At 70.7% G+C, this 22,706-nt stretch carries 20 protein-coding genes and 1 riboswitch; of the genes, 16 read left to right on the forward strand and 4 right to left on the reverse strand.

Annotation, left to right across the window (positions count from 1 at the left end):
• Nucleotides 1-45: 45 nt before the first annotated feature.
• Nucleotides 46-1,107 carry a terpene cyclase gene (locus ACFYY2_RS13045; RefSeq protein WP_388741142.1) on the reverse strand — a complete coding sequence of 354 codons (1,062 nt, stop codon included), beginning with the start codon at nt 1,105-1,107 and terminating at the stop codon, nt 46-48.
• 315 nt (nt 1,108-1,422) lie between these two features.
• On the opposite strand from ACFYY2_RS13045, the gene ACFYY2_RS13050 reads away from it, so the two are divergent.
• From ACFYY2_RS13050 to ACFYY2_RS13070, 5 genes are all read left to right on the forward strand, one after another.
• Nucleotides 1,423-2,889, forward strand: coding sequence for a GuaB1 family IMP dehydrogenase-related protein (locus ACFYY2_RS13050; protein WP_388741145.1), 1,467 nt, complete (start codon nt 1,423-1,425; stop codon nt 2,887-2,889).
• Nucleotides 2,890-3,098: 209 nt separating this feature from the next.
• Nucleotides 3,099-4,559, forward strand: coding sequence for an aldehyde dehydrogenase family protein (locus ACFYY2_RS13055; RefSeq protein ID WP_388741147.1), 1,461 nt, complete (start codon nt 3,099-3,101; stop codon nt 4,557-4,559).
• A 111-nt stretch (nt 4,560-4,670) separates the two neighbouring features.
• The gene (locus ACFYY2_RS13060) at nt 4,671-5,126 is read left to right on the forward strand and encodes an Lrp/AsnC family transcriptional regulator (RefSeq protein ID WP_388741150.1); all 456 of its coding nucleotides are present in this window, start codon (nt 4,671-4,673) and stop codon (nt 5,124-5,126) included.
• Between the two features lie 277 nt (nt 5,127-5,403).
• Nucleotides 5,404-6,201, forward strand: coding sequence for a carbon-nitrogen hydrolase family protein (locus ACFYY2_RS13065; protein ID WP_388741153.1), 798 nt, complete (start codon nt 5,404-5,406; stop codon nt 6,199-6,201).
• Between the two features lie 122 nt (nt 6,202-6,323).
• Complete coding sequence (locus tag ACFYY2_RS13070) at nt 6,324-8,030, forward strand: flavin monoamine oxidase family protein (protein ID WP_388741156.1); 1,707 nt, start codon at nt 6,324-6,326, stop codon at nt 8,028-8,030.
• A gap of 75 nt (nt 8,031-8,105) precedes the next feature.
• Here ACFYY2_RS13070 and ACFYY2_RS13075 read toward each other — a convergent pair whose 3' ends face one another.
• From ACFYY2_RS13075 to ACFYY2_RS13085, 3 genes are all read right to left on the reverse strand, one after another.
• On the reverse strand, nt 8,106-9,194 hold the full coding sequence (locus ACFYY2_RS13075; protein WP_388741158.1) for an alpha/beta fold hydrolase: 1,089 nt from the start codon (nt 9,192-9,194) through the stop codon (nt 8,106-8,108).
• A gap of 207 nt (nt 9,195-9,401) precedes the next feature.
• A complete protein-coding gene (locus tag ACFYY2_RS13080) occupies nt 9,402-10,784 on the reverse strand; it encodes a uracil-xanthine permease family protein (RefSeq protein WP_388741160.1) in 1,383 nt (460 codons plus the stop codon).
• A 393-nt stretch (nt 10,785-11,177) separates the two neighbouring features.
• On the reverse strand, nt 11,178-12,407 hold the full coding sequence (locus ACFYY2_RS13085) for an MFS transporter (RefSeq protein WP_388741163.1): 1,230 nt from the start codon (nt 12,405-12,407) through the stop codon (nt 11,178-11,180).
• Between the two features lie 142 nt (nt 12,408-12,549).
• Between ACFYY2_RS13085 and ACFYY2_RS13090 the strand changes: the two genes are divergently transcribed.
• The 11 genes from ACFYY2_RS13090 (at nt 12,550) to ACFYY2_RS13140 (ending at nt 22,669) form a co-directional block, all read left to right on the forward strand.
• Nucleotides 12,550-13,782 (forward strand): ROK family transcriptional regulator, encoded by a 1,233-nt coding sequence (locus ACFYY2_RS13090; RefSeq protein ID WP_388741166.1) that lies wholly within the window; start codon nt 12,550-12,552, stop codon nt 13,780-13,782.
• A gap of 67 nt (nt 13,783-13,849) precedes the next feature.
• Nucleotides 13,850-13,980, forward strand: a riboswitch (FMN riboswitch).
• Nucleotides 13,981-14,168: 188 nt separating this feature from the next.
• Complete coding sequence (ribD, locus tag ACFYY2_RS13095) at nt 14,169-15,242, forward strand: bifunctional diaminohydroxyphosphoribosylaminopyrimidine deaminase/5-amino-6-(5-phosphoribosylamino)uracil reductase RibD (protein ID WP_388741339.1); 1,074 nt, start codon at nt 14,169-14,171, stop codon at nt 15,240-15,242.
• Nucleotides 15,243-15,863 (forward strand): riboflavin synthase, encoded by a 621-nt coding sequence (locus ACFYY2_RS13100; RefSeq protein ID WP_388741168.1) that lies wholly within the window; start codon nt 15,243-15,245, stop codon nt 15,861-15,863. It begins immediately after the preceding gene.
• Entirely contained in the window at nt 15,860-16,504 is a 645-nt protein-coding gene (locus ACFYY2_RS13105; RefSeq protein ID WP_388741173.1) for a nicotinamide riboside transporter PnuC, read from the forward strand. The genes ACFYY2_RS13100 and ACFYY2_RS13105 overlap by 4 nt, the downstream gene beginning before the upstream one ends.
• On the forward strand, nt 16,501-17,790 hold the full coding sequence (locus ACFYY2_RS13110; protein WP_388741176.1) for a bifunctional 3,4-dihydroxy-2-butanone-4-phosphate synthase/GTP cyclohydrolase II: 1,290 nt from the start codon (nt 16,501-16,503) through the stop codon (nt 17,788-17,790). Before ACFYY2_RS13105 ends, ACFYY2_RS13110 begins: the two co-directional genes overlap by 4 nt.
• Before the next feature lie 28 nt (nt 17,791-17,818).
• Nucleotides 17,819-18,304 (forward strand): 6,7-dimethyl-8-ribityllumazine synthase, encoded by a 486-nt coding sequence (gene ribH / locus ACFYY2_RS13115; protein WP_073751806.1) that lies wholly within the window; start codon nt 17,819-17,821, stop codon nt 18,302-18,304.
• 35 nt (nt 18,305-18,339) lie between these two features.
• On the forward strand, nt 18,340-18,612 hold the full coding sequence (locus tag ACFYY2_RS13120) for a phosphoribosyl-ATP diphosphatase (protein WP_388741179.1): 273 nt from the start codon (nt 18,340-18,342) through the stop codon (nt 18,610-18,612).
• Between the two features lie 50 nt (nt 18,613-18,662).
• The gene (hisG, locus tag ACFYY2_RS13125) at nt 18,663-19,511 is read left to right on the forward strand and encodes an ATP phosphoribosyltransferase (protein ID WP_388741182.1); all 849 of its coding nucleotides are present in this window, start codon (nt 18,663-18,665) and stop codon (nt 19,509-19,511) included.
• Nucleotides 19,512-19,552: 41 nt separating this feature from the next.
• On the forward strand, nt 19,553-20,032 hold the full coding sequence (locus ACFYY2_RS13130; protein WP_388741184.1) for a PH domain-containing protein: 480 nt from the start codon (nt 19,553-19,555) through the stop codon (nt 20,030-20,032).
• 190 nt (nt 20,033-20,222) lie between these two features.
• A complete protein-coding gene (locus ACFYY2_RS13135; protein WP_388741186.1) occupies nt 20,223-21,587 on the forward strand; it encodes a hemolysin family protein in 1,365 nt (454 codons plus the stop codon).
• Nucleotides 21,584-22,669, forward strand: coding sequence for a hemolysin family protein (locus ACFYY2_RS13140; protein WP_388741189.1), 1,086 nt, complete (start codon nt 21,584-21,586; stop codon nt 22,667-22,669). Before ACFYY2_RS13135 ends, ACFYY2_RS13140 begins: the two co-directional genes overlap by 4 nt.
• Nucleotides 22,670-22,706 lie beyond the last annotated feature (37 nt).

Here is a 22,706-nt window from a genome sequence, read left to right on the forward strand (position 1 = left end):
CGGCGGAGGCCGGACACCCCTCGGGGTGTCCGGCCTCCGCCGTGCTCACTTCAGGACGCTGTCGGTGCCCGCGACGCGTCCGGCGCCGTCCGCGCCCACGCCGAAGACGGTCTCCTCCAGATACGCCCCGGGTTCCGCGTACTGACTGACGTCCGCGGGGTTGTAGCGCGGTGTCTGCCGGGACCAGTCCAGGTTCCCCTTCATCCAGCTCCGCATCCCGTCGAGGTACGGCACGAGGACGGCCGACAGCCGCGGGTACATGTCGAGCAGCTCCTCCTCGGCGGTGAGGAAACGCTCGGTCTCGGTGGCTATCTCGTCGCACACGTGCTCGAGCGCCTGCCGCTCCCCGTAGCCGCGGTGGTGGCGGACCAGGTGGACGAGGTTGTGGATCTCGCCGAGCACCTGCTCCTTCTCGTAGGAGTAGACGTCGTTCGCCCAGCACACCACGTTGCAGGAGGCTTCCAGGGCCGTGATGAACCGGGGATCGTTGTGGACCCACTCCGGTGCCTCCACACCGGCCACGATCTCGATCAGATCCATGCACACGTGGATCGCCCCGGTGTGCCGCCGCCGGGCTATGTAGGTCGCCTCGGACGGCACGATGCCGTTGGCGCGGTTGCCCGCCTCCCAGGTCGTCGTGGTCGTCAGGTACATCATGAGGTGCCAGGCGAAACGGGTGCGCCAGTGCGGGGCGGCCTGCGGAATCGTGCGATCCCACAGATCGAACAGGGCGATGAGGGCGGCCGGTGCCTCCTCGTCCGGCCCCGGGCGCTGTGCCGTGCCCTCGACCACGGCACGCATCTGCTCCACCACGTCGCGTACGCGTTCGGGGCTGCGGCCCAGGTGCCCGTCGTCCAGCTGGTCGTCGACGAGGAACAGCCAGACGAACCAGTCGGCGACGAGATCGAGGTGTTCGCTGTTCGCCGTGGGATAGACCATCCCCACGAAGGCGCCGAAGTCGGCCTGCTCGAAGCGCTGTCTCGCGGACTCCCGGTGCACCAGGCCGGTGCGCCGGATCCAGGTGTCGAGATGCTCGCGGGTGTGCCCCACATACGGATTGCTCCGCTGGGGGAACGGGCAGAAGATGTCCGGCAGTTCGTTCTCCACAGGCGGATCCCCGTCCTCTCCGGTCAAACACGTGTCAGGTGTTCCGGGCCCATCGGCGGCGTTGCCGCTACCGTAGAGACCTGCGGATTTCAAGCTACCTGACACTCTGTCACCCGGTCTAGCGATAGTGATCGCTCGGAACCGAATCCTGACCGCTCGGCGGCGAAACCTGTTCGGGTAGGGTCCATGGGTAAGGCAGGTTTCCACTTGCCCGACCCTCGGGCGGTCTCCTTGGAGGAACCGACGAACGCGGGGGTCCATTGCTGTGTCTTCGTGGAAGCGACCTGCACCGTTTCGTATGAAAATATGGGTGTTATGCGTTTTCTTGAGCCCGGCACCGGTCGGTACACGGCCGCCCCCTCGGTCCCCCACGACCTCACGTACGACGACGTCTTCATGGTTCCCGGCCGCTCCTCGGTCGGCTCCCGGCAGGCCGTGGACCTCTCCTCGCCGGACGGCAGCGGCACGACCATCCCCCTGGTGGTCGCCAACATGACCGCGATCGCCGGCCGCCGGATGGCCGAGACGGTCGCCCGCCGCGGCGGACTGGTCGTGATCCCCCAGGACATCCCGATCGAGGTCGTCACCGAGGTCATCGGCTGGGTCAAGAAGCGCCACCTCGTGCTCGACACGCCGATCGTGCTCGCCCCCGGCCAGACGGTCGCCGACGCGCTGTCCCTGCTGCACAAGCGGGCGCACGGCGCGGGTGTCGTCGTGGACGCCGAGAACCGGCCCGTCGGGGTCGTCACCGACCACGACCTGACCGGCGTGGACCGCTTCACCCAGCTCTCCGAGGTCATGTCGAAGGACCTGGTCGTGCTCGACGCGGGCATCGACCCGCGCGAGGCGTTCAACAAGCTCGACGGCGCGAACCGCAAGCTCGCTCCCGCCGTCGACGCGGACGGCCGGCTCGTCGGCATCCTCACGCGGAAGGCCGCTCTGCGCGCCACGCTCTACACCCCGGCGACCGACGCCGACGGCAGGCTGCGGATCGCGGCGGCCGTCGGGATCAACGGCGACGTGGCGGGCAAGGCCAAGCAGCTCCTCGACGCGGGGGCCGACACGCTCGTCGTCGACACCGCGCACGGGCACCAGGAATCCATGATCAGCGCGGTCGCGGCCGTGCGGGCGCTCGACCCTGCCGTGCCGATCGTCGCGGGCAACGTGGTGGCCGCCGAGGGCGTCCGCGACCTGATCGAGGCCGGCGCCGACATCGTCAAGGTCGGTGTGGGCCCCGGCGCCATGTGCACCACCCGGATGATGACCGGTGTCGGCAGGCCGCAGTTCTCCGCGGTGCTGGAGTGCGCCGCCGAGGCCAGGAAACACGGCAAGCACGTCTGGGCCGACGGAGGAGTCCGGCACCCGCGCGACGTCGCCATGGCGCTCGCGGCCGGCGCCTCCAACGTGATGATCGGGTCCTGGTTCGCCGGCACGTACGAGTCGCCCGGTGACCTCCAGCAGGCCGCCGACGGGCGGTTCTACAAGGAGTCCTTCGGGATGGCCTCGGCCCGCGCGGTCAAGAACCGGACCTCGGACGAGTCCGCCTACGACCGGGCGCGCAAGGCGCTCTTCGAGGAGGGCATCTCCACCTCGCGGATGTTCCTGGACCCGAGCCGTCCCGGTGTCGAGGACCTGATCGACTCGATCGTCGCCGGTGTGCGTTCCTCCTGCACGTACGCGGGCGCCGCCTCGCTCGACGAGTTCTCCGAGAAGGCCGTCGTGGGTGTGCAGAGCGCCGCCGGTTACGCGGAGGGCAAGCCGCTGCACGCCAGCTGGAGCTGACGCCGACGGGCCCCGGCGGCCCGTCCTGCCACAGGTGCCCCTCCCGGGCGGTCGATTCCCGGGCGGGGCACCTGTGCGTAGGGACCTCCGCACGGCGCGCGTGATCGATGTCTTTCGTGTTCGAGCGTTCTTGTTCGCCTTCAACTCACTTGCAGAATAAGTAATATGAGCTTCCTTCAACTGCCTGCTTCTCTGCGGTAAGGGATCTCATGTCCACCTTCTTCACCGACCTGGCCCAGCAGTACATCGACGGCGAGTGGAGGCCGGGCAAGGGGTCCTGGGACATCATCGACTTCAACCCGTACAGCGGGGAGAAGCTCGCGTCGATCACCGTGGCCACGTCGGGTGAGGTCGACCAGGCCTACCGCGCCGCCGAGCGGGCCCAGCAGGAATGGGCCGACACCAACCCGTACGCCCGCCGGGCCGTGCTGGAGAAGGCGCTGCGGATCGTCGAGGAGCGCGAGGCCGAGATCGGCGAGGCCATCGTCGCGGAGCTCGGCGGAACCCGGCTGAAGGCCGGCTTCGAGCTGCACCTGGCCAAGGAGTTCCTGCGCGAGGCCGTGCACCTGGCCCTGCGGCCGGCCGGCCAGATCCTCCCCTCGCCCACGGACGGCAAGGAGAACCGCGTCTACCGGGTTCCCGTCGGCGTCGTCGGCGTCATCAGCCCCTTCAACTTCCCCTTCCTGCTGTCCCTCAAGTCGGTCGCGCCCGCACTGGCGCTCGGCAACGCGGTCGTCCTCAAGCCGCACCAGAACACCCCGGTCTGCGGCGGCACGCTGATCGCGAAGGTCTTCGAGGAGGCCGGGCTGCCCGCCGGGCTGCTGAACGTCGTGGTCACCGACATCGCCGAGATCGGCGACACACTGCTGGAGCACCCCGTCCCGCGGGTCATCTCCTTCACCGGCTCCGACAGGATCGGCCGCCACGTCGCGACGGTCTGCGCCGCCAACCTCAAGCGCGCGGTGCTCGAACTGGGCGGCAACAGCGCACTGATCGTCCTGGACGACGCCGACGTCGACTACGCCGTCGACGCGGCCGTCTTCAGCCGCTTCGTCCACCAGGGCCAGGTCTGCATGGCGGCCAACCGCATCCTCGTCGACCGCGCGGTCGAGCGGGAGTTCACCGAGAAGTTCGTCGCCAAGGTCGCCTCCCTGCGCGTCGGAGACCCGGCCGACCCCGCCACCCACATCGGCCCGCTGATCAACTCCTCGCAGGCCGACGCCGTGTCCAGGCTCGTCGACGAGACGGTGGAGGCCGGTGCCACCGCGCTCCTGCACGGCCGTGCCGACGGCAACGTCGTCAGCCCCTCCGTGCTGACCGGCCTCGCTCCTGGCTCTCCCGTCCTGCACCAGGAGATCTTCGGTCCCGTCGCCCTGCTCATCCCGTTCGACGGCGAGGACGAGGCCGTGCGCATCGCCAACGACACCCCGTACGGACTGAGCGGCGCCGTCCACACCGGGAACATCGAGCGCGGCGTACGCGTGGGACAGCGGATCCGCACCGGCATGGTCCACATCAACGACGGCACGGTGCACGACGAGCCGATCGTCCCCTTCGGCGGGGAGAAGAACTCCGGCCTCGGGCGGCTGAACGGCGACTCGATGATCGAGGCGTTCACCACCCAGAAGTGGATATCCGTCCAGCACGGGCGCTCGCGTTTCCCCTTCTGACCGGCCGCGTTCCGCGGCGGGCGCGCCCGGCCCGGGTGCGCGCGTGGTCTACTTCGGGGGCGGCACGTGCCGCCCCCGAACCGTCCGCCGCAGAGAAGTGATCCGCCCGACGTGCGCCTGAACGACCTCGACGAACGCATCGTCCACGCCCTCGCCGAGGACGCCCGCCGCTCCTACGCCGACATCGGCGCGCTCATCGGTCTCTCCGCGCCCGCGGTGAAGCGCCGTGTGGACCGACTGCGGGCCGAAGGCGCGATCACCGGCTTCACCGTCCGGGTCGACCCGGCGGCGCTCGGCTGGCAGACCGAGGGCTTCATCGAGATCTACTGCAGCCGCAACACCGCACCCGAGGCGATCAAACAGGGCCTCGCCGCCTATCCGGAGGTCGCGTCCGCGTCCACCGTGACGGGTGACGCGGACGCGATCGTGCAGGTCTTCGCCGCGGACATGCGCCACTTCGAACAGGTGCTGGAGCGGATCGCCGGAGAGCCGTACGTCGAGCGCACGAAGTCCGTGCTCGTCCTGTCCCCGCTCCTGCGGCGGTACTCCTCGGCCCCGCCGGCCTGAGGACCGGGCCACCCCGGCCGGCGTCCGGGCCCGTGCGGTCCGCGCACGGCGGCACGTCTCGGCCGGGCTGCTTCCGGGGGTGCGCCGACGGCCCCCACGGAGACGGAAATCACTCACCTGACCTGCGGCGACGCGGCACGCAACGAATCACCGCCGCAAGGCCTTGCCACGCAACGGATCGACGGTGGACGCGCAACATTCCCGCCTTGTCCGGCGTGATCCCCGCGCCGTACCGTCAATACGTCTCCCCACCCCACCCGCCCCGCCGAGGTCAGCCATGCCGTCGTTGCGCACCGCCCTGCTCCAGAGCTCCGGACGGCCCGGTGCCGTCGCGGAGAACCTGAAGGCGCTGGACGAGGCAGCCGCGCGGGCCGCCGGAGCGGGTGCCCGGCTGATGGCCGCGCCCGAACTGTTCCTCACCGGGTACGCCGTCGGCGACGCGCTCCCCGAGCTGGCGGAACCGGCCGACGGGCCCGGCGCGCGAGCGGTCGCCGAGATCGCCGTACGCCACGGACTCGCCGTCCTGTACGGCTACCCGGAACGCGACGGAGACCTGATCTTCAACAGCGCCCTGCTCATCGGACCCGACGGCGCTCCGCGCGCCAACTACCGCAAGACCCACCTCTTCGGCTCCTTCGAGCGGACGTGGTTCACCCCCGGTGACCTGCCCGTCGTCCAGGCCGAGCTCGACGGCGTCCGGATCGGGCTGCTGATCTGCTACGACGTCGAGTTCCCGGAGAACGTGCGCGCCCACGCACTGGCCGGGACGGAACTGCTGCTCGTGCCGACCGCGCTGATGCACCCCTTCCCGTTCGTCGCCGAATCCCTGGTGCCGGTCCGCGCGTTCGAGAACCAGATGTACATCGCGTACGCCAACAGGACCGGTACGGAGGGCGAGTTCGAGTTCACCGGGCTCAGCTGCCTGGCCGGCCCCGACGGCACGGCCCGCGCCAGGGCGGGCCGGGGCGAGGAACTCGTCGTGGGAGACGTCGATCCCGGGTTCCTGGCCGCCTCGCGGGCCGCCAACCCTTATCTCCACGACCGCCGTCCCGGCCTGTACGGCTCACTCGGCTGACGGACCTCGTCCGGATCAGGCGCCGGGGCACGCGAGCCCAGCCCGATCCGGACGGAAGACCCCAGCCCGTACACCCCGCCCCGAGCCCCAGCCACGCTCATTTCGCAAGGAGTCCGTACCCCATGACGTCCACGGTGCCCAACGCCGTCCAGCACACCGACGCGCAGCCGCCGATCACCATGTTCGGGCCGGACTTCCCCTACGCGTACGACGACTTCCTCGCGCACCCGGCCGGCATCGGCCAGATACCCGCCACGGAGCACGGGGCCGAGGTCGCCGTCATCGGTGGCGGGCTCTCCGGCATCATCGCGGCGTACGAACTGATGAAGATGGGGCTGAAGCCCGTCGTCTACGAGGCGGACCGGATCGGCGGGCGGCTGCGCACCGTCGGCTTCGAGGGCTGCGACCCCTCGCTCACCGCCGAGATGGGCGCCATGCGCTTCCCGCCCTCGTCCACGGCGCTCCAGCACTACATCGACCTGGTGGGCCTGGAGACCCGGCCCTTCCCCAACCCTCTCTCCCCGGCGACCCCCTCGACCGTCGTCGACCTCAAGGGGGAGTCCCACTACGCGGAGACCATCGACGACCTGCCTCCGGTGTACCGCGAAGTGATGGACGCCTGGAACTCCTGCCTGGAGGAGGGCGCCGACTTCTCCGACATGAACCGCGCCATGCGCGAGCGCGACGTGCCGCGCATCCGCGAGATCTGGTCGAAGCTCGTCGAGAAGCTCGACGACCAGACCTTCTACGGCTACCTCTGCGCCTCCGACGCCTTCTCCTCCTTCCGCCACCGCGAGATCTTCGGCCAGGTCGGCTTCGGCACCGGGGGCTGGGACACCGACTTCCCCAACTCGATCCTGGAGATCCTGCGCGTCGTCTACACCGAGGCCGACGACCACCACCGGGGAATCGTCGGCGGCAGCCAGCAGCTGCCGCTGCGCCTGTGGGAGCGGGAGCCGCAGAAGCTCGTGCACTGGGCGCCGGGGACGTCGCTGTCGTCCCTGCACGGGGGAGAGCCGCGCGGGGCGGTCACCCGGCTCGACCGCACGGCCGGGAACCGGATCACCGTCACCGACGCCACGGGCGACATCCGCACCTACCGGGCTGCGGTGTTCACCGGTCAGTCGTGGCTGCTGCTCTCCAAGATCGCCTGCGACGACGCGCTCTTCCCGATCGACCACTGGACGGCGATGGAGCGCACCCACTACATGGAGTCGTCCAAGCTGTTCGTCCCCGTCGACCGGCCGTTCTGGCTCGACGAGGCCGTCGACGGCGAGGGCAACCCCACCGGCCGGGACACGATGTCCATGACGCTGACGGACCGGATGACCCGGGGGACGTACCTCCTCGACGACGGGCCGGACAAGCCGGCCGTCATCTGCCTCTCCTACACCTGGTGCGACGACAGCCTGAAGTGGCTGCCGCTGTCTCCCAGGGAGCGCATGGACGTCATGCTCAAGTCCCTCGGCGAGATCTATCCGGGCGTCGACATCCGCAAGCACGTCATCGGCAACCCGGTCACCGTCTCCTGGGAGAACGAGCCCTACTTCATGGGAGCGTTCAAGGCCAACCTGCCCGGCCACTACCGCTACCAGCGGCGGCTGTTCACCCACTTCATGCAGGACCGGCTGCCCGAGGACAAGCGCGGCCTGTTCCTGGCCGGCGACGACATCTCCTGGACCGCAGGGTGGGCCGAGGGCGCGGTGCAGACCGCGCTGAACGCCGTGTGGGGCGTGATGGCCCAGTTCGGCGGCGCCACCGACCCGGCGAACCCGGGGCCGGGCGACGTCTTCGACGAGATCGCACCCGTCGAACTCCCGGAGGGCTGATGCGGCGGCGCTCCGGGAGCCCGACGGGTCGCCGGACCCGTATCGCCCCGTCGTGTCTTCAGGAGGCCCGGTCGGTCACTTTCCCGTTCCCGTTCCCGTTCCCTTGGCTCCGCCGGCGAGCCCGGCGGCGTCGACGACGGCCTGCGCGAAGGCCTGGGGGGCTTCCTGCGGCACGTTGTGGCCGATGCCCTTGAGCGTTCGATGCGCGTACGGACCGGTGAACTTGTCCCGATAGGCGGAACCGTTGCCCGGGGGAGTGAAGGGATCCTCCGCACCGTCGAGTGTGACCGTCGGGACCGTGATCACGGGGCCTGCCTGAAGCTTCTGTTCGAGGGAGGCATAGCGCGGATCGCTCTTCGACAGGCTGAGCCGCCAGCGGTAGTTGTCGATGACGATCGGAACGTAGTCGGGATTGTCGAAGGCCGCGGCGGTGCGATCGAAGGTCGTCTCGTCGAAGTTCCAAGTCGGCGAGTTGAACGTCCAGATGAGCTTCGCCAGGTCCTTCCTGTTCTGTTCGAGCCCGAGCCGCCCTCGCTCCGTGGAGAAGTAGTACTGGTACCACCATGCCCATTCGTTCTTGGGAGGCAGGGGCTTCTTGTTGGCGGCGAGGTTGGTGATCAGGTAACCCGTCACGGACACCAGGGCCTTCACCCGCTGAGGCCAGAGCGCTGCGATGATGTCGCCCGTCCGCGACCCCCAGTCGAAACCGCCGAGGATCGCCTTGTCGATGTTCAGGGCGTCCATGAGGGCGATGATGTCGAGGGCGAACGCCACCTGCTCCGCTGTCCTGGGTGTCCCGTCCGACAGGAACCGGGTCGTACCGTGCCCGCGGAAGTACGGGACGATGACGCGGTAGCCCTGCTTCGCGAGCAGCGGCGCGACCTTCTCGTAACTGTGGATGTCGTAGGGCCAGCCGTGCAGCAGGATCACGGCCTGCCCGTGCCGGGGCCCCCGCTCCACGTAACCGACGTTCAGTTCGCCCGCCTTGATCTGCTTCAGCGGGCCGAAGGCCGTCGCCTCTCCCGGGGTCTCCTCGCCCGGACCGCCGCCGAGGGCGCGGCCCGCTTCGGACGTGCCACTGGCGCAACCGGTGGTGAGGCCGGCGAGAGCCGCTGCTCCTACTCCCGCCCCGAAGACCGTGCCGAAGGTGCGTCTGTCGATCATGTGATTCTCCGAGGCCGATGCGCGTCGCATGACGGGGGGTTCCGTTCGCTGACGCAGGGTTCCTTGCCCGATTCATCGCCCACTCGTCGCCATCCGGCTCGATGTCAGGCCAACGGACCACATGCGTCAGCTCGCCCCGGGATCCTCACGGTGGAGGCATCTGCCCTCGGTCGTCCCGGGTCCACGGGACTTCACATACGCCCGGGATCAGGATTCGCCCGGACCTCGGTCGTACCCAGGACCGTCCGATTCGGCGAGCGGCGGCTCGGTCTTCATGTGCGCGGGCGCCAAGGCCCGAAGGGCGTGGTAGCCGACGACCACGATCAGCGTTCCCAGAGCGATGCCGCTGAGCTCGAAGTTGTCCGTGAGCGTCAGGCTGACGTTGCCGATCCCCACGATGAGCCCGGCGGCCACGGGCACGAGGTGGAGCGGGTTGGACAGGTCGACGCGGGAGCGGACCCAGATCTGGGCGCCCAGCAGGCCGATCATGCCGTAGAGGATGACGGTGATTCCGCCGAGGACCCCGCCGGGGATGGCGGCCACGACAGCCCCGAACTTGGGGCAGAGACCGAACAGGATCGCGAAACCGGCGGCGCACCAGTAGGCGGCGGTGGAGTAGACGCGGGTGGCGGCCATGACGCCGATGTTCTCGGCGTACGTGGTCGTCGCGGGGCCGCCGACCGACGTCGACAGCACGGTGGCCGCACCATCGGCCATGATCGCCGTGCCGAGTTTGTCGTCCAGCGGGTCGCCGGTCATCTCACCGACGGCCTTCACATGTCCGGCGTTCTCGGCGATGAGCGCGATGACGACCGGGAGCGCGACGAGAACCGCGGAGAGGGAGAAGCTCGGGGCGTGGAAGGCGGGAAAGCCGATCCAGTCGGCCTCGGCCACCCCCGAGAGGTCGAGGCGCCAGTGGTCGACCGACTCGGCGCCTCCGGCGGGGGAGTGGATCCTGCCGAAGACGCGGTCGAAGACCCAGGAGATCAGGTAGCCGAACGCCAGACCGAGGAAGATCGCAATACGGGACCAGAAGCCGCGCAGCACGACGAGGGCGAAGCCCGTGAAGAGCATCGTGAGCAGCGCGGTCCACTGGTCCTGGGGCCAGTACGTGCCGGCGGTGACGGGAGCCAGATTGAACCCGATCAGCATGACCACCGCGCCCGTGACCACCGGCGGCAGGACGGCGTGGATGATGCGGGCGCCCAAGGCGCGGACGACCGCCCCGCAGAGCAGGAGGACCGCGCCGACGACCAGCAGTGCGCCGGTGAGGGTGGCCGCGTCGCCGCCCTGGGTCTTGATGACGGCGGCCACGCCGATGAACGACAGGCTGCTGCCGAGATAGCTGGGGATGCGGCCACGGGTGATGAGCAGGAAGAGAATGGTGGCCGCACCGGATGCCATGATGGCAAGGTTGGCGTCCAGGCCCATCAGGATCGGAGCGACGAAGCAGGCCCCGATCATCGAGACCACGTGCTGCGCACCGAGGCCGGCGGTACGCCCCCAGGTGAGCCGCTCATCCGGTCGTACGACCTCGCCCGGTGCGAGGCTCTTGCCGTCGCCGTGCAGCTTCCAGCCGAAGCCCGCCATGGTCTTGCTCCTTGATGTGTTGCCGGGCGGTGATGAGGTCCGGCCCGCGAGCCCGGACGGTTTCGATCATTGGCGGGACATCCGGTCCAGCGGTACGACGACAGGGCCCGCCGCGTGGGGTGAGCACCGGTCGGCACACCTCATGGTCAGGGGCGCACCACGGCCCCCGGGGCGGGCGTCCTCCCGCCGCTGTGCGACGGCCGGCGCACGCCGAGGGCCATGGCCGCTCCTGACCGGTTGTCCGGTGCGCCCGATGGGTCCACCCGCGGAAAGATCAGAGCCACCCTAGTGCCGCCCGGCCTCGGTCACGCGGCCGGGCCCGCCGCTGCCCCGGCACGGCCGGGGCGGCGCGAGGACCCGTGCCGACGGCGCCGGCGGCCGCCCCGCTGCCGGTCAGCCGCCGGCCGGGCTCTTGGCCGGGGCCGACTGCGTCACTCCGCCCTGCGTGACCTTGCGGTCTCCCGCCCGCAGCACGCCGGCGCCGAGGACCAGCCCGAACGCGAGCACCGTGACCAGGCCGAAGGACACGATCAGCGAGGTCGCCTCGGCGAGCGAGCCGATGGCGGACGGTGCGATGAGTCCCGAGGTGTAGGTGATCGTGGCGACACCCGCGATGGCCCGGCTGGGATTCGTGCCACTGCGGCCGGCCGCGGCGAACGCGAGCGGCACGACGACCGCCACACCGAGACCGATGAGCCCGAAGCCGCAGAGGGCCAGGGCCGGTCCGGACGCCAGGACCACGAGCAGCCCGCCGGCCGTGGCCAGGAAGCCGCCGGCCCGTGCGGTGCGTACCGCCCCGAACCGGTCGACGATCCTGTCCCCGGCGATGCGGGCCACGGCCATGGTCAGGGCGAAGGCCGTCGTGGACGCCGCTCCGAGCCCTGCGGAACTGCCCATGACGTCCCGGAGGTAGACGGCCGACCAGTCCAGGCTGGCCCCCTCGGCGAACACCGCGCAGAAGCCGACGGCGCCGATGACCAGTGCGGACTTGGGCGGCAGGGTGAAACGCGGCGGCGGCTCCTCGTCGGGCCGGCTGCGCAGGTCGAGCACACCCTGGCAGGCGGCCAGGCCGAGCGCGGTGAGGACCAGCGCGGCCAGGGTGTGGTGCAGCCGGGCGTCCGCCCCGATGTGCGCCGCGACCGTGCCGGCCGCCGAGCCGATCAGGGCCCCCATGCTCCACATGCCGTGCAGCCCGGACATGATCGACTTGTCGAGCCGGTTCTCCACCTCCACGCCGAGCGCGTTCATCGCCACGTCCGACATTCCCGCGGTGGCGCCGTAGACGAACAGCGCGGCGCAGAGCGTGAGCAGATTCGGGGCGAGCGCGGGCAGGATCAGGGCAAGGGTCCACAGCGCCAGCAGTCCGCGCAGGGCGGTGCGCGCACCGAAGCGGTGACTGACGCTCCCGGCCAGCGGCATGGCCAGCGAGGCTCCGATCGCGGGGAAGGCGAGGGCGAGGCCGAGCTGGCCCGCGCTCACTCCCGCGTGGTCCTGGATCCACGGGACGCGGGTCGCGAAGCTGCCGGTCACCGCTCCGTGCACGGCGAAGACCGCGGCCACCGCGTATCTGGCCCGCCTGACCCTCTCCGCGTCGAAGACCGGGACCGCTGAATCCTGTGTCATGCGCCGTGCCCCTCCCCTGGGAAATGCGCGGCCGCCGGCCTGCCCGGCGCCCGTCGCGCGGTGCGGCCGTAAACTATCAGGAACCCTGCCTGATAAATAACCCCACGGAGGCGGGGCGGCAGCGATCTGGAAGGATCCCGGCATGCCCGCATCCCCGAGCACCGCCCGGGCCATCAACGACCGGCTCGCCCTGCGACTGCTCCAGCAGGACGGCCCGTTGACGGCCACGCAGCTGAAGGCCATGACCGGCCTCTCCCGTCCCACGGTCGCCGATCTGGTGGAGCGGCTGCAGGACGCCGGTCTGGTCAGGGTCGTCGGGGAGAGCGGCTCCGACCGCCGCGGACCGAACGCCCGGCTGTACGGGATCGTCGCCGACCGGGCCCATCTGGCCGCCCTCGACGTGCGTACGGACAGCGTGGCCGTGGCCGTGGCCGATCTGCTCGGCGTGACGCTCGCCGAGGCCACCCTGCCGATCGGCAGTGACACCGGCACGCAGTCCGCCGTGGAGCTGGCCGCCGCCATGGTCGAACGCGTCGCGAGGACCGCGGGCACCGCACCGCTGCACAGCGTCGGCATCGGCGCCCCCGGCCTCATCGACCCCGCGAGCGGTGAACTCAGGGAGACCGCCGGGCTTCCGGCCTGGCACCGCGGCCTGGTCAAGGAACTCCAGCGGCGGCTGTCCGCGACCGTCCTCGTGGAGAACGAGACCAACCTCGCCGCCGTCGCCGAACACCGCATCGGCGCGGCCCGGGACCGGGACACGTTCGTGCTGCTCTGGCTGGGCCACGGCGTCGGCGCGGCCGTCATGCTCGACGGACGACTGCGCCGGGGCGCCTCGGGCGGAGCCGGGGAGATCGGCTTCATGCCGGTGCCCGGAACCTCTGGGGTCCCCTCCGCCGTCAACTGCGACGGCGGATTCCACTCCTTGGCGGGATCCGGTGCGGTCTGCGCACTCGCCGCCGACCACGGCATCAGGGCGTGGGGCCCTCCGGTGAACGGCGGTCAGGAGCAGGACCCCGCGGCCGCCTTCGCCGTCAGGGCCGCCCTCCGGGCCGGCGGGAAGGACGCCGAGGCGTTCCTCGAAGCGCTCGCCGGCCGCCTCGCGCTCGGCGCCGCCTCCGTCGTGTCCGTGCTCGACCCCGGATGCCTCGTCCTGGCGGGCGAGGTCGGCCGCGCCGGCGGCGAGGCGCTCGCCGCCCGCGTGGAGGACCGCCTGGCCCGGATGTCACCCCTGCGTACGGAGGTGAGGGCCGGGACGCTGGGCGGCGGCGCGGTCCTGCGCGGAGCGCTCTTCGCCGCCCGTGAGGCCGCCCAGGACGCCCTCTTCGCCCCCGGGGAGCAGGACGTCGGGGGAGCCGCCGGCCTCCTCCTGTGAGCTGTTGCACAGAGGGCGCCCGTATGGGTGAAGGTACTTCGTGGCACAATGTGTCGTGTACCAGTAGCAGCGCACTCCGGGGTCGGTGCAATTCCGAACCGGCGGTTATAGTCCGCGACCCGTCCGCATCCAGCGGTCGGTTGACCAGGTGGGATTCCTGGACCGACGGTTAAAGTCCGGATGGGAGGCAGTGCGCGGCGGGCCGTCACAGGTACGCCGCCGTCGGCGGACGCGTTGTCCCGGATCTCCGGGGCTCCCGTGTCCTCGTCCTCGGTTTCCGGCGTTCCCCTGTTGCGTTCCGTCTCTCTGTCGTCATCGACAGGCCCCGGAGTCCGTGCCCCAAGAGGCAGGAGAACCCGGTGGCCACCACGGCCGAACACACCGCCATGCGGCGTGCTGTCGCACTCGCCGCACGCGGACTCGGCGCCACCAGCCCCAACCCGGTCGTCGGGAGCGTCATCCTGGACGCCGCCGGTGAGCAGGTGGGCGAAGGCTTCCACCAGCGCGCCGGAGGGCCGCACGCCGAGATCCACGCCCTGCGCGAGGCCGGCGAGAGGGCCCGTGGCGGTACCGCGTACGTCACCCTCGAACCGTGCAACCACACCGGACGCACCGGCCCCTGTGCCCAGGCGCTCGTCGAGGCCGGCGTCCGGCGCGTCGTGTACGCGGTCGGAGACCCGAATCCGCAGGCCACAGGCGGTGCGGACACCCTGCGCGCCGCAGGGGTCGAGGTGGAGCAGGGGCTCCTCGCCGAAGAGGCGGAGGCCGTCAACATCGCCTGGCTCACCTCGGTGCGCCTGGGCCGCCCCTACGTCCTGTGGAAGTACGCGGCGACGCTCGACGGGCGGGTCGCCGCCGCCGACTCCAGCAGCCGCTGGATCACCTCCCCCGAATCCCGCGCCGACGTCCACCGGCTGCGCGCCGAGGCCGACGCGGTCGTGGTCGGCTCCGGCACCGCGCGGAGCGACGACCCGCAGCTCGCCGTACGCGGCATCGAGGGAGCGGTTCAGCCCCTCCGCGTGGTCGTCGACACCGACGCCACCGCGGTACGGCCCGGAGCCCGCGTCCTCGACGCGACGGCGCCCACCCTCGTCGCCGTCGCCGACGACGCCCGGACGGACCACCTCCCCGCCGAGAACGTGCTGCGCCTGCCCCGTGCCGAAGCCGGCCCCGGCCTCGACGTCGAGGCCCTGCTCGCGGCCCTCCACGCGCGAGGCGTCCGCTCCGTGCTCCTGGAAGGCGGCCCGGTCCTCGCCGGTTCCTTCGTCTCCGCGGGAGCCGTCGACACCGTCGTCGGCTATATCGCCCCGGTGCTCCTCGGCGCGGGCCCCGCCGCTCTCGCCGACGCCGGAATCTCCACCCTCTCCCAGGCGTTGCGCCTCGATGTGACGGACACCGTCCGTCTCGGTCCCGACTTGCGCATCACCGCCGTCCCCGCCCCTGCTCGGAAGGGAAACTGAGTGTTCACCGGAATTGTCGAAGAACTGGGTGAGGTCACCGCCGTCGAGACGCTCGGCGACGCCTCCCGCTTCCGGCTGCGTGGCCCCGTGGTCACCGAAGACGCCAAGCACGGCGACTCCATCGCGGTGAACGGCGTCTGCCTCACCGTCGTGGAGACCGGGGACGGCGAGTTCACCGCCGACGTCATGGCCGAGACGCTGAAGCGCTCCAGCCTCGGTGCGCTGAGCACCGGCTCCCGGGTCAACCTCGAACGTCCCATGGCGCTCGGCGGCCGGCTCGGCGGACACATCGTCCAGGGCCACGTGGACGGCACCGGGCACATCGTCGAGCGGACGCCCTCCGAGCACTGGGAGCTCGTGAAGATCTCCCTGCCCGGCAACCTGACCCGCTACGTGGTGGAGAAGGGCTCGATCACGGTCGACGGCGTCAGCCTCACGGTCGTCGACGCGGGCCCGGACCACTTCACCATCAGCCTCATCCCCACCACCCTCGGACTGACCACGCTCGGCCTCAAGCAGCCCGGCGACCCGGTCAACCTGGAAGTGGACGTCCTCGCGAAGTACGTCGAGCGGCTGCTCGGGACGAGCACACCGCCCCTGCCCGGGGGGCCGGTCTCATGATCACGGTGGACTGGTTGAACTCGGAGGCGTTCACCGCCTTCGGGCAGCGCATCATCTGGTCCGACATGCTCGGCAACACCATCGGCCTGATCGCGCTGGCCCTCGGCTGGCTCCGCTCGGTCTGGACCTGGCCCGCCCAACTCCTGTCCGGTGCTGTGCTGGTCGCCGCCAACGTGTCCGTCCACCAGGCGGGCAGCGTCGGCAAACAGCTGATCGTCGTCGCCGTCGCCGTCTGGGGCTGGCAGCAGTGGACCCGCGGCAGGCAGAAGGCGCAGGACGGTTCCATCGCCGTGCGCTTCGCCACCTGGCGCGAGCGCGCCTACCTGGCCGGCGGAGCCGCCGTCGGCACCCTGGCCGTCGGCGGACTGTTCACGGCCTTCCCGTCCCTCTCCTGGAGTCCGTGGGCCGACGCGTACATCTTCGCCGGCACCCTCGTGGCGATGCTCGCCCAGGCCCGCGGCATGGTCGAGTTCTGGTTCGCCTGGCTGCTCGTCGACCTCGTCGGCGTCCCGCTGAACTTCCACAGCGGACTCGCCTTTTCCGGTCTCATCTACGTCGTCTACGGCGCCCTCGTCCTGTGGGGTCTGCGCGACTGGTGGCTGCGTACGCGGACACCCGCTCTGGAAGGAGCCACGGCATGACTGCCCAGCCCACCTGGTTGCACGACCACACCTTCGAAGACCTCTCGCTGGACCCCGTCGAACAGGCGATCCGCGACATCGCCGCCGGACGGCCCGTCGTGGTCGTCGACGACGAGAACCGCGAGAACGAGGGCGACCTCGTCATCGCCGCCGAGAAGGCGACCCCCGAGATCGTCGCCTTCATGATGAGCGAGTGCCGCGGCCTGATCTGCGCGCCCATGGAGAACGACGAGCTCGAACGCCTCGAACTCCCGCAGATGGTCGCGCGCAACACCGAGTCGATGCAGACGGCCTTCACGGTCTCCGTGGACGCCTCGGCGGCCCACGGGGTGACCACCGGGATCTCCGCGGCCGACCGCGCCACCACCCTCAGGCTGCTCGCGGACGGCAAGGCGGGTCCCGGCGACTTCGTACGCCCCGGTCACGTCTTCCCGCTCCGCGCCAAGGCCGGGGGTGTGCTGGTCCGCAACGGGCACACGGAGGCCGCCGTCGACCTCGCCCGCCTCGCCGGGCTGCGTCCCGCCGGCGCCATCGTGGAGATCGCGGGTGAGGACGGCGTGATGCTGCGCCTGCCCGAACTCGTCCCCTTCGCGCGCAAGCACGGCCTCACGATCATCTCCATCGAGGACCTGGTCGCCTACCGGCGCACCTCCGAGCCGACCGTCCGCCGTGAGGCCGAGGTGCGGCTGCCCACCTCGTTCGGTCCGTTCACCGCGTACGGCTACCGCTCCATCGCCGACGGCGTCGAGCACGTCGCGCTGGTGCACGGCGACATCGGAGACGGCGAGGACGTCCTCGTCCGCGTCCACTCGGAATGCCTGACCGGCGACATCTTCCAGTCCCAGCGCTGCGACTGCGGACCCCAGCTCCACGCCTCCATGGAACGGGTCACGGCCGAGGGCCGCGGGGTCGTCGTCTACCTGCGCGGACACGAGGGCCGCGGCATCGGACTGCTGTCCAAGCTGCGGGCGTACGAACTCCAGGAGCGCGGTTCCGACACGCTCGACGCCAACCTGGAGCTCGGCCTGCCCGCCGACGCCCGGGACTACGCGGCGGGCGCCCAGATCCTCAGCGACCTCGGCGTCCGCAGCCTCCGGCTGATGACGAACAACCCGGACAAGACAGCCGCGCTCGTGCGGCACGGGCTCAGGATCACCGGGCGCGAGCCCATGCCCGTCCAGGCCGGGGAGCACAACCTGCGGTACCTGCGCACCAAGCGGGACCGGATGGGGCACGACCTGCCCTGGCTCGACGCCGGCACGGCGTCGGCCTGCGGCAACCAGTAAGTACCGAACGAGAACACACAGGAGAGACATGAGCGGCAAGGGCGCACCCGAACTGTCCGTACGCAACTGCGGGGACCTCAGGGTGGCGGTGATCGCGGCCCAATGGCACGAGAAGGTGATGGACGGACTCGTGGACGGGGCTCTGCGTGCCCTGCACGACCTCGGGATCGACGAGCCGACGCTGCTCCGGGTCCCCGGCAGCTTCGAGCTCCCGGTGGTCGCCAAGGTGCTCGCCGGGCGGGGCTACGACGCGATCGTCGCCCTCGGCGTCATCATCCGCGGCGGCACCCCCCACTTCGAGTACGTGTCGCAGGGCGTCACCAACGGCCTCACCCAGGTCACCGTCGACACCGGGGTCCCCGTCGGCTTCGGGGTGCTCACGTGTGACAACGAGGAGCAGGCACTGGACCGGGCCGGCCTTGAGGGGTCCAACGAGGACAAGGGGCACGAAGCGGTCACCGCGGCCGTCGCCACCGCTGCCACGCTGCGCACCGTGAGCGAACCCTGGCGCTGAGCAGCGCGCGGGGACCCCGTATTCTAAGGACCATCATGGCGAACAAAACCTTCGAAGAGCTCTTCGCCGAGCTCCAGCTCAAGGCCGCCGACGGCGACCCCACCACCTCCCGCACCGCCGAGCTGGTGGACAAGGGAGTGCATGCCATCGGCAAGAAGGTCGTCGAGGAGGCCGCCGAGGTGTGGATGGCCGCCGAATACGAGGGCAAGGAAGCCGCCGCCGAGGAGATCTCGCAACTGCTGTACCACGTCCAGGTGATGATGGTCGCGCGCGGGATCTCCCTCGACGACGTCTACGCCCACCTCTGAGCACACCCGCACGTCCCGGAACTCCCTCCGCACAAAGGAAACCTGACCTCATGCTGCGCATCGCCGTCCCCAACAAGGGTGCAATCTCCGGGCCTGCGATGGCGATGCTCCATGAGGCGGGCTACCGGCAGCGCAAGGAGTCCAAGGAACTGGTCCTCGTCGACCCCACGAACGAGGTCGAGTTCTTCTACCTGAGGCCGCGGGACATCGCGATCTACGTCAGCTCCGGGCGGCTGGACATCGGCATCACCGGCCGTGACCTGCTGCTGGACTCCGGGGCCGAGGCCGAGGAGATCCTCCAGCTCGGCTTCGCGCGCTCCACGTTCCGCTACGCCACGAAGCCCGGGACGGCCACCGGCCCCCAGGACTTCGACGGCATGACGATCGCCACGTCCTACGAGGGCATCGTGGCGAAGCACCTGTCCGACGAGGGCGTGAACGCCTCGGTCGTCCACCTCGACGGCGCCGTCGAGACCGCCATCGAGCTCGGGGTCGCGCAGATCATCGCGGATGTCGTCGAGACCGGTACGAGCATGCGCAACGCCGGCCTCGAGATCATCGGCGAGCCGATCATGAAGTCGGAAGCCGTCGTGATCCGCCGCAAGGGCGCCCCCGGCGACGACCCCAAGGTGCAGCAGTTCCTGCGCCGTCTGCAGGGCGTCCTGGTGGCCCGCAGCTACGTGATGATGGACTACGACTGCCGTGTCGAGCACCTGGAGCGCGCGGTCGCCCTCACTCCGGGACTGGAGTCGCCGACCATCTCCCCGCTGCACCACGAGGGCTGGGTCGCGGTCCGTTCCATGGTCGCGGCCAAGGAGGCCCAGCGGATCATGGACGATTTGTACGAACTGGGCGCCCGCGCCATCCTCACGACCGCCATCCACGCCTGCCGCCTCTGACGGCCCGCACGACGGCACAACCGAAGGAAGACAGCGCCGCGATGTCCGCCTCCCTGCCCGCTTCTCCCGAACTCCCCGCGCTCCCGGCCACCTTCAGGCCCACCCGCACCCGGGTGGTCCTGTTGTCCGTGGGACTGGCGATGTTCGTCGTCATCACCGCCGTCGCGATGATCCTGGAGAACCTCGGGCCGGGGGAGCGGACCAGCTTCGTCTTCGTCGCGCTGCTCTTCTTCGGCGTCCTGGCCCTGTTGAGCAGGCCCCGCGTCACCGCCGGCGTGGACGGCGTCACGGTCGTCAACATCACCCGCACCCGCAGGCTGGCCTGGGCCGAGATCGTCCGCGTCAACCTGCGTGCCGGTGACCCGTGGGTGTTCCTCGACCTCAGCGACGGCACCAGCATGCCGGCCCTCGGCATCCAGCCCGGGATCGCCAGGGAACAGGCCGTCCGGGACGCCCGAACACTCCGCGCCCTCGTGGAATTCCACGGCAGCGGAGTGAACGATGCCACCCGGAACGGCTGAGCCCCCTGCCCCACGCGGCCGGATCCCGATTATTCTGGATGGCGGCGGCGCACCGGGTGCGCCGCCGCCCCGCACCTGAAGGCCCTCTGGGCCCGCGGGGCACATTCCTGCGACCCAAGGAGTGACTCCCTCCAGCAATGGACGGATCGTCCGGTAGTACCTGCGCCGCCCCCTCCCCGGAGGCGGCGGCATGATCACCCCCCTGTTGCTGCTCCTCGCGGCATTCCTCCTCATCCTCGCCAACGGGTTCTTCGTGGCGGCCGAATTCGGGCTCGTCACCGTGGAACGGCCGGACGCCGAGCGCGCCGCCGCCGAAGGAGACCGCCGGGCGCGCACCGTCGTCGCCGCCCTGCGCGAACTCTCCTTCCAGCTGTCCGGCACCCAGCTCGGCATCACCATCACCTCACTGGTCGTGGGCATGCTGGCCGAACCGGCGCTCGCCCAACTGCTCTCCGGACCCCTCACCGCCACCGGCCTGCCCGCCGGCGCGGTCCCGGGAGTGAGCGTCGTCACCGGCATGATCTTCGCCTCCGCGGTCCAGATGGTGATCGGCGAACTCGTGCCGAAGAACTGGGCGGTCTCGCGGCCGCTCCAGGTCGCACGGTTCGTCGCCGGCCCCCAGCACCGTTTCTCCGCCCTTCTGCGGCCCGTGATCACCGCGCTGAACACCGTCGCGAACCGGCTGGTGCGGCTGCTGGGCGTCGAACCCACCGACGAACTGGCCTCCGCCCGGACCCCCGGCGAACTCGTCTCCCTGGCCCGGCACTCCGCCGAGGCCGGCGCCCTGGAGCAGGACACCGCCGACCTCTTCGTGCGGACCCTGTCCCTCGCCGGTCTCACCGCGCAGCACGTCATGACTCCGCGGGTGAAGGTCAGCGCGCTGCAGTCGACGGCGACCGCGGCGGACGTCCTCAACCTCACCAGGGCCACGGGACTCTCCCGCTTCCCCGTGTACCGGGACCGCATCGACGAGGTCGTCGGCATGGTCCACCTCAAGAACGCCCTTGCCGTCCCCGCACCGGACCGGCTGCGCACCCCCGTCGGCCGTATCGCCGTGCCGCCGCTCCTCGTACCGGAGACACTGCCGGTCGAACAGCTGCTCCAGCGGCTGCGCAGTGAGCAGCCGATCGCGGTCGTGGTCGACGAGTACGGCGGCACCGCGGGCGTCGTCACCCTCGAGGACATCATCGAGGAGCTGGTGGGCGAGGTCCGGGACGAGCACGACGCCGAGGGCGCGGACCAGCCCCAGCTCACCCCCGTCGTGGCAGACGACGGCCGGCCGGGCTGGGACGTGGAGGGCAGCTGCAGGGTTTTGACCCTGCACTCGATAGGCCTCGACGTGCCCGAGGGACCGTACGAGACCGTGGCGGGTCTGATCGCCGACCTGCTGGGGCGCATCCCCGCCCCGGGGGACCGGGCGGAACTGCCCGGCTGGCGGATCTCCGTCCGTCAGGTCGGCCACTACCGTGCCGAGCGCGTCAGGTTCGTCCGGCTGACGGACATACCCCGGACGGCCGAACGGCTCTCCCAGGACATGCTGGAGGCCGTGCGATGAGTCTCGTACAGCTCATGTTCGCGGGGCTGCTGGTGCTGGCGAACGGCTTCTTCGTCGGCGCGGAGTTCGCGCTCGTGTCCGTGCGGCGCAGCCAGGTCGAGCCGCTCGCCGCGGCCGGGTCGAGCCGGGCCAGACAGGTCATGTACGGCCTGGAGAACCTGCCGCAGATGATGGCCGCCGCACAGTTCGGCATCACCGTCTGCTCCCTCACACTCGGCGCCGTCGCCGAGCCGACCGTGGCGCACCTCCTGGAGCCGGTCTTCCACGCGGCACACCTGCCCGAGGGGTTCGTGCACCCGCTCGGCTTCGCGGTCGCCCTCGTCTCCGTGGTCTTCCTCCACCTCGTCATCGGCGAGATGGTCCCGAAGAACCTGGCGATGGCCGCCCCCGAGAAGACCGCCATGTGGCTCAGCCCGGGCCTGGTCGGCTTCGCCCGGCTGTGCCGGCCGGTCACCTCGGCGCTCGGGGCCTGTGCCCGGCTCGTGCTCAGGCTCTTCAAGGTCGAGCCGAAGGACGAGGTCGAGGCGGTGTTCACCAGCGAACAGCTCAACCGTCTCGTCGAGGACTCGGGCCTCGCCGGGCTGCTGGAGCCGGAGGCCCAGGAACGCCTGGAGGACGCCCTGGAGCTGGGCAGCCGGCACGTCACCGACGTCATGCTCGACCGGGCGTCCCTGGTGACGGTGGATCCGTCCGTCACTCCGCGCCGCATCGAGGAGCTGACCGTCAGGACCGGCTACTCGCGCTTCCCCGTGTGCGCCGAGGGCGGTGGCCCCTTCATGGGCTATCTGCACGTCAAGGACGTCCTGGAGCTGGAGGACGGCGAACGTGCCGTCCCGCAGCAGATCTGGCGCCCGATGGCGACCGTGCGGGCCGAACTCCCGCTGGACGACGCCCTGACGGTCATGCGCCGCGCGGCCACGCACCTGGCGCAGGTCGCGGACGCCTCGGGCAGGGTGCTCGGCCTCGTCGCCATGGAGGACGTCCTGGAGATGCTCGTCGGTGAGGTCCGTGACCCGGCCCACCACGTCTCCGTGCCCCGCCGGACCGTCGAGGTGCCGAAGGCCATGGCCCCCACGGGCTGACCGCGTGCGGCGGCGGGCGGCCCCGTGCGGGCCGCCC

The organism is Streptomyces sp. NPDC001822 (genome assembly GCF_042892135.1).
Taxonomy (GTDB): domain Bacteria; phylum Actinomycetota; class Actinomycetes; order Streptomycetales; family Streptomycetaceae; genus Streptomyces.

Excerpts from the sequence above, each read along its gene's own strand:
- ACFYY2_RS13050 (WP_388741145.1), top strand. The coding sequence starts at position 1,423 with ATGCGTTTTCTTGAGCCCGGCACCGGTCGGTACACGGCCGCCCCCTCG.
- ACFYY2_RS13055 (WP_388741147.1), top strand. The coding sequence starts at position 3,099 with ATGTCCACCTTCTTCACCGACCTGGCCCAGCAGTACATCGACGGCGAG.
- ACFYY2_RS13065 (WP_388741153.1), top strand. The coding sequence starts at position 5,404 with ATGCCGTCGTTGCGCACCGCCCTGCTCCAGAGCTCCGGACGGCCCGGT.
- ACFYY2_RS13070 (WP_388741156.1), top strand. The coding sequence starts at position 6,324 with ATGACGTCCACGGTGCCCAACGCCGTCCAGCACACCGACGCGCAGCCG.
- ACFYY2_RS13075 (WP_388741158.1), bottom strand. The coding sequence starts at position 9,194 with ATGATCGACAGACGCACCTTCGGCACGGTCTTCGGGGCGGGAGTAGGA.
- ACFYY2_RS13080 (WP_388741160.1), bottom strand. The coding sequence starts at position 10,784 with ATGGCGGGCTTCGGCTGGAAGCTGCACGGCGACGGCAAGAGCCTCGCA.
- ACFYY2_RS13085 (WP_388741163.1), bottom strand. The coding sequence starts at position 12,407 with ATGACACAGGATTCAGCGGTCCCGGTCTTCGACGCGGAGAGGGTCAGG.
- ACFYY2_RS13090 (WP_388741166.1), top strand. The coding sequence starts at position 12,550 with ATGCCCGCATCCCCGAGCACCGCCCGGGCCATCAACGACCGGCTCGCC.
- ribD (WP_388741339.1), top strand. The coding sequence starts at position 14,169 with ATGCGGCGTGCTGTCGCACTCGCCGCACGCGGACTCGGCGCCACCAGC.
- ACFYY2_RS13105 (WP_388741173.1), top strand. The coding sequence starts at position 15,860 with ATGATCACGGTGGACTGGTTGAACTCGGAGGCGTTCACCGCCTTCGGG.
- ACFYY2_RS13110 (WP_388741176.1), top strand. The coding sequence starts at position 16,501 with ATGACTGCCCAGCCCACCTGGTTGCACGACCACACCTTCGAAGACCTC.
- ribH (WP_073751806.1), top strand. The coding sequence starts at position 17,819 with ATGAGCGGCAAGGGCGCACCCGAACTGTCCGTACGCAACTGCGGGGAC.
- ACFYY2_RS13120 (WP_388741179.1), top strand. The coding sequence starts at position 18,340 with ATGGCGAACAAAACCTTCGAAGAGCTCTTCGCCGAGCTCCAGCTCAAG.
- hisG (WP_388741182.1), top strand. The coding sequence starts at position 18,663 with ATGCTGCGCATCGCCGTCCCCAACAAGGGTGCAATCTCCGGGCCTGCG.
- ACFYY2_RS13130 (WP_388741184.1), top strand. The coding sequence starts at position 19,553 with ATGTCCGCCTCCCTGCCCGCTTCTCCCGAACTCCCCGCGCTCCCGGCC.
- ACFYY2_RS13135 (WP_388741186.1), top strand. The coding sequence starts at position 20,223 with ATGATCACCCCCCTGTTGCTGCTCCTCGCGGCATTCCTCCTCATCCTC.
- ACFYY2_RS13140 (WP_388741189.1), top strand. The coding sequence starts at position 21,584 with ATGAGTCTCGTACAGCTCATGTTCGCGGGGCTGCTGGTGCTGGCGAAC.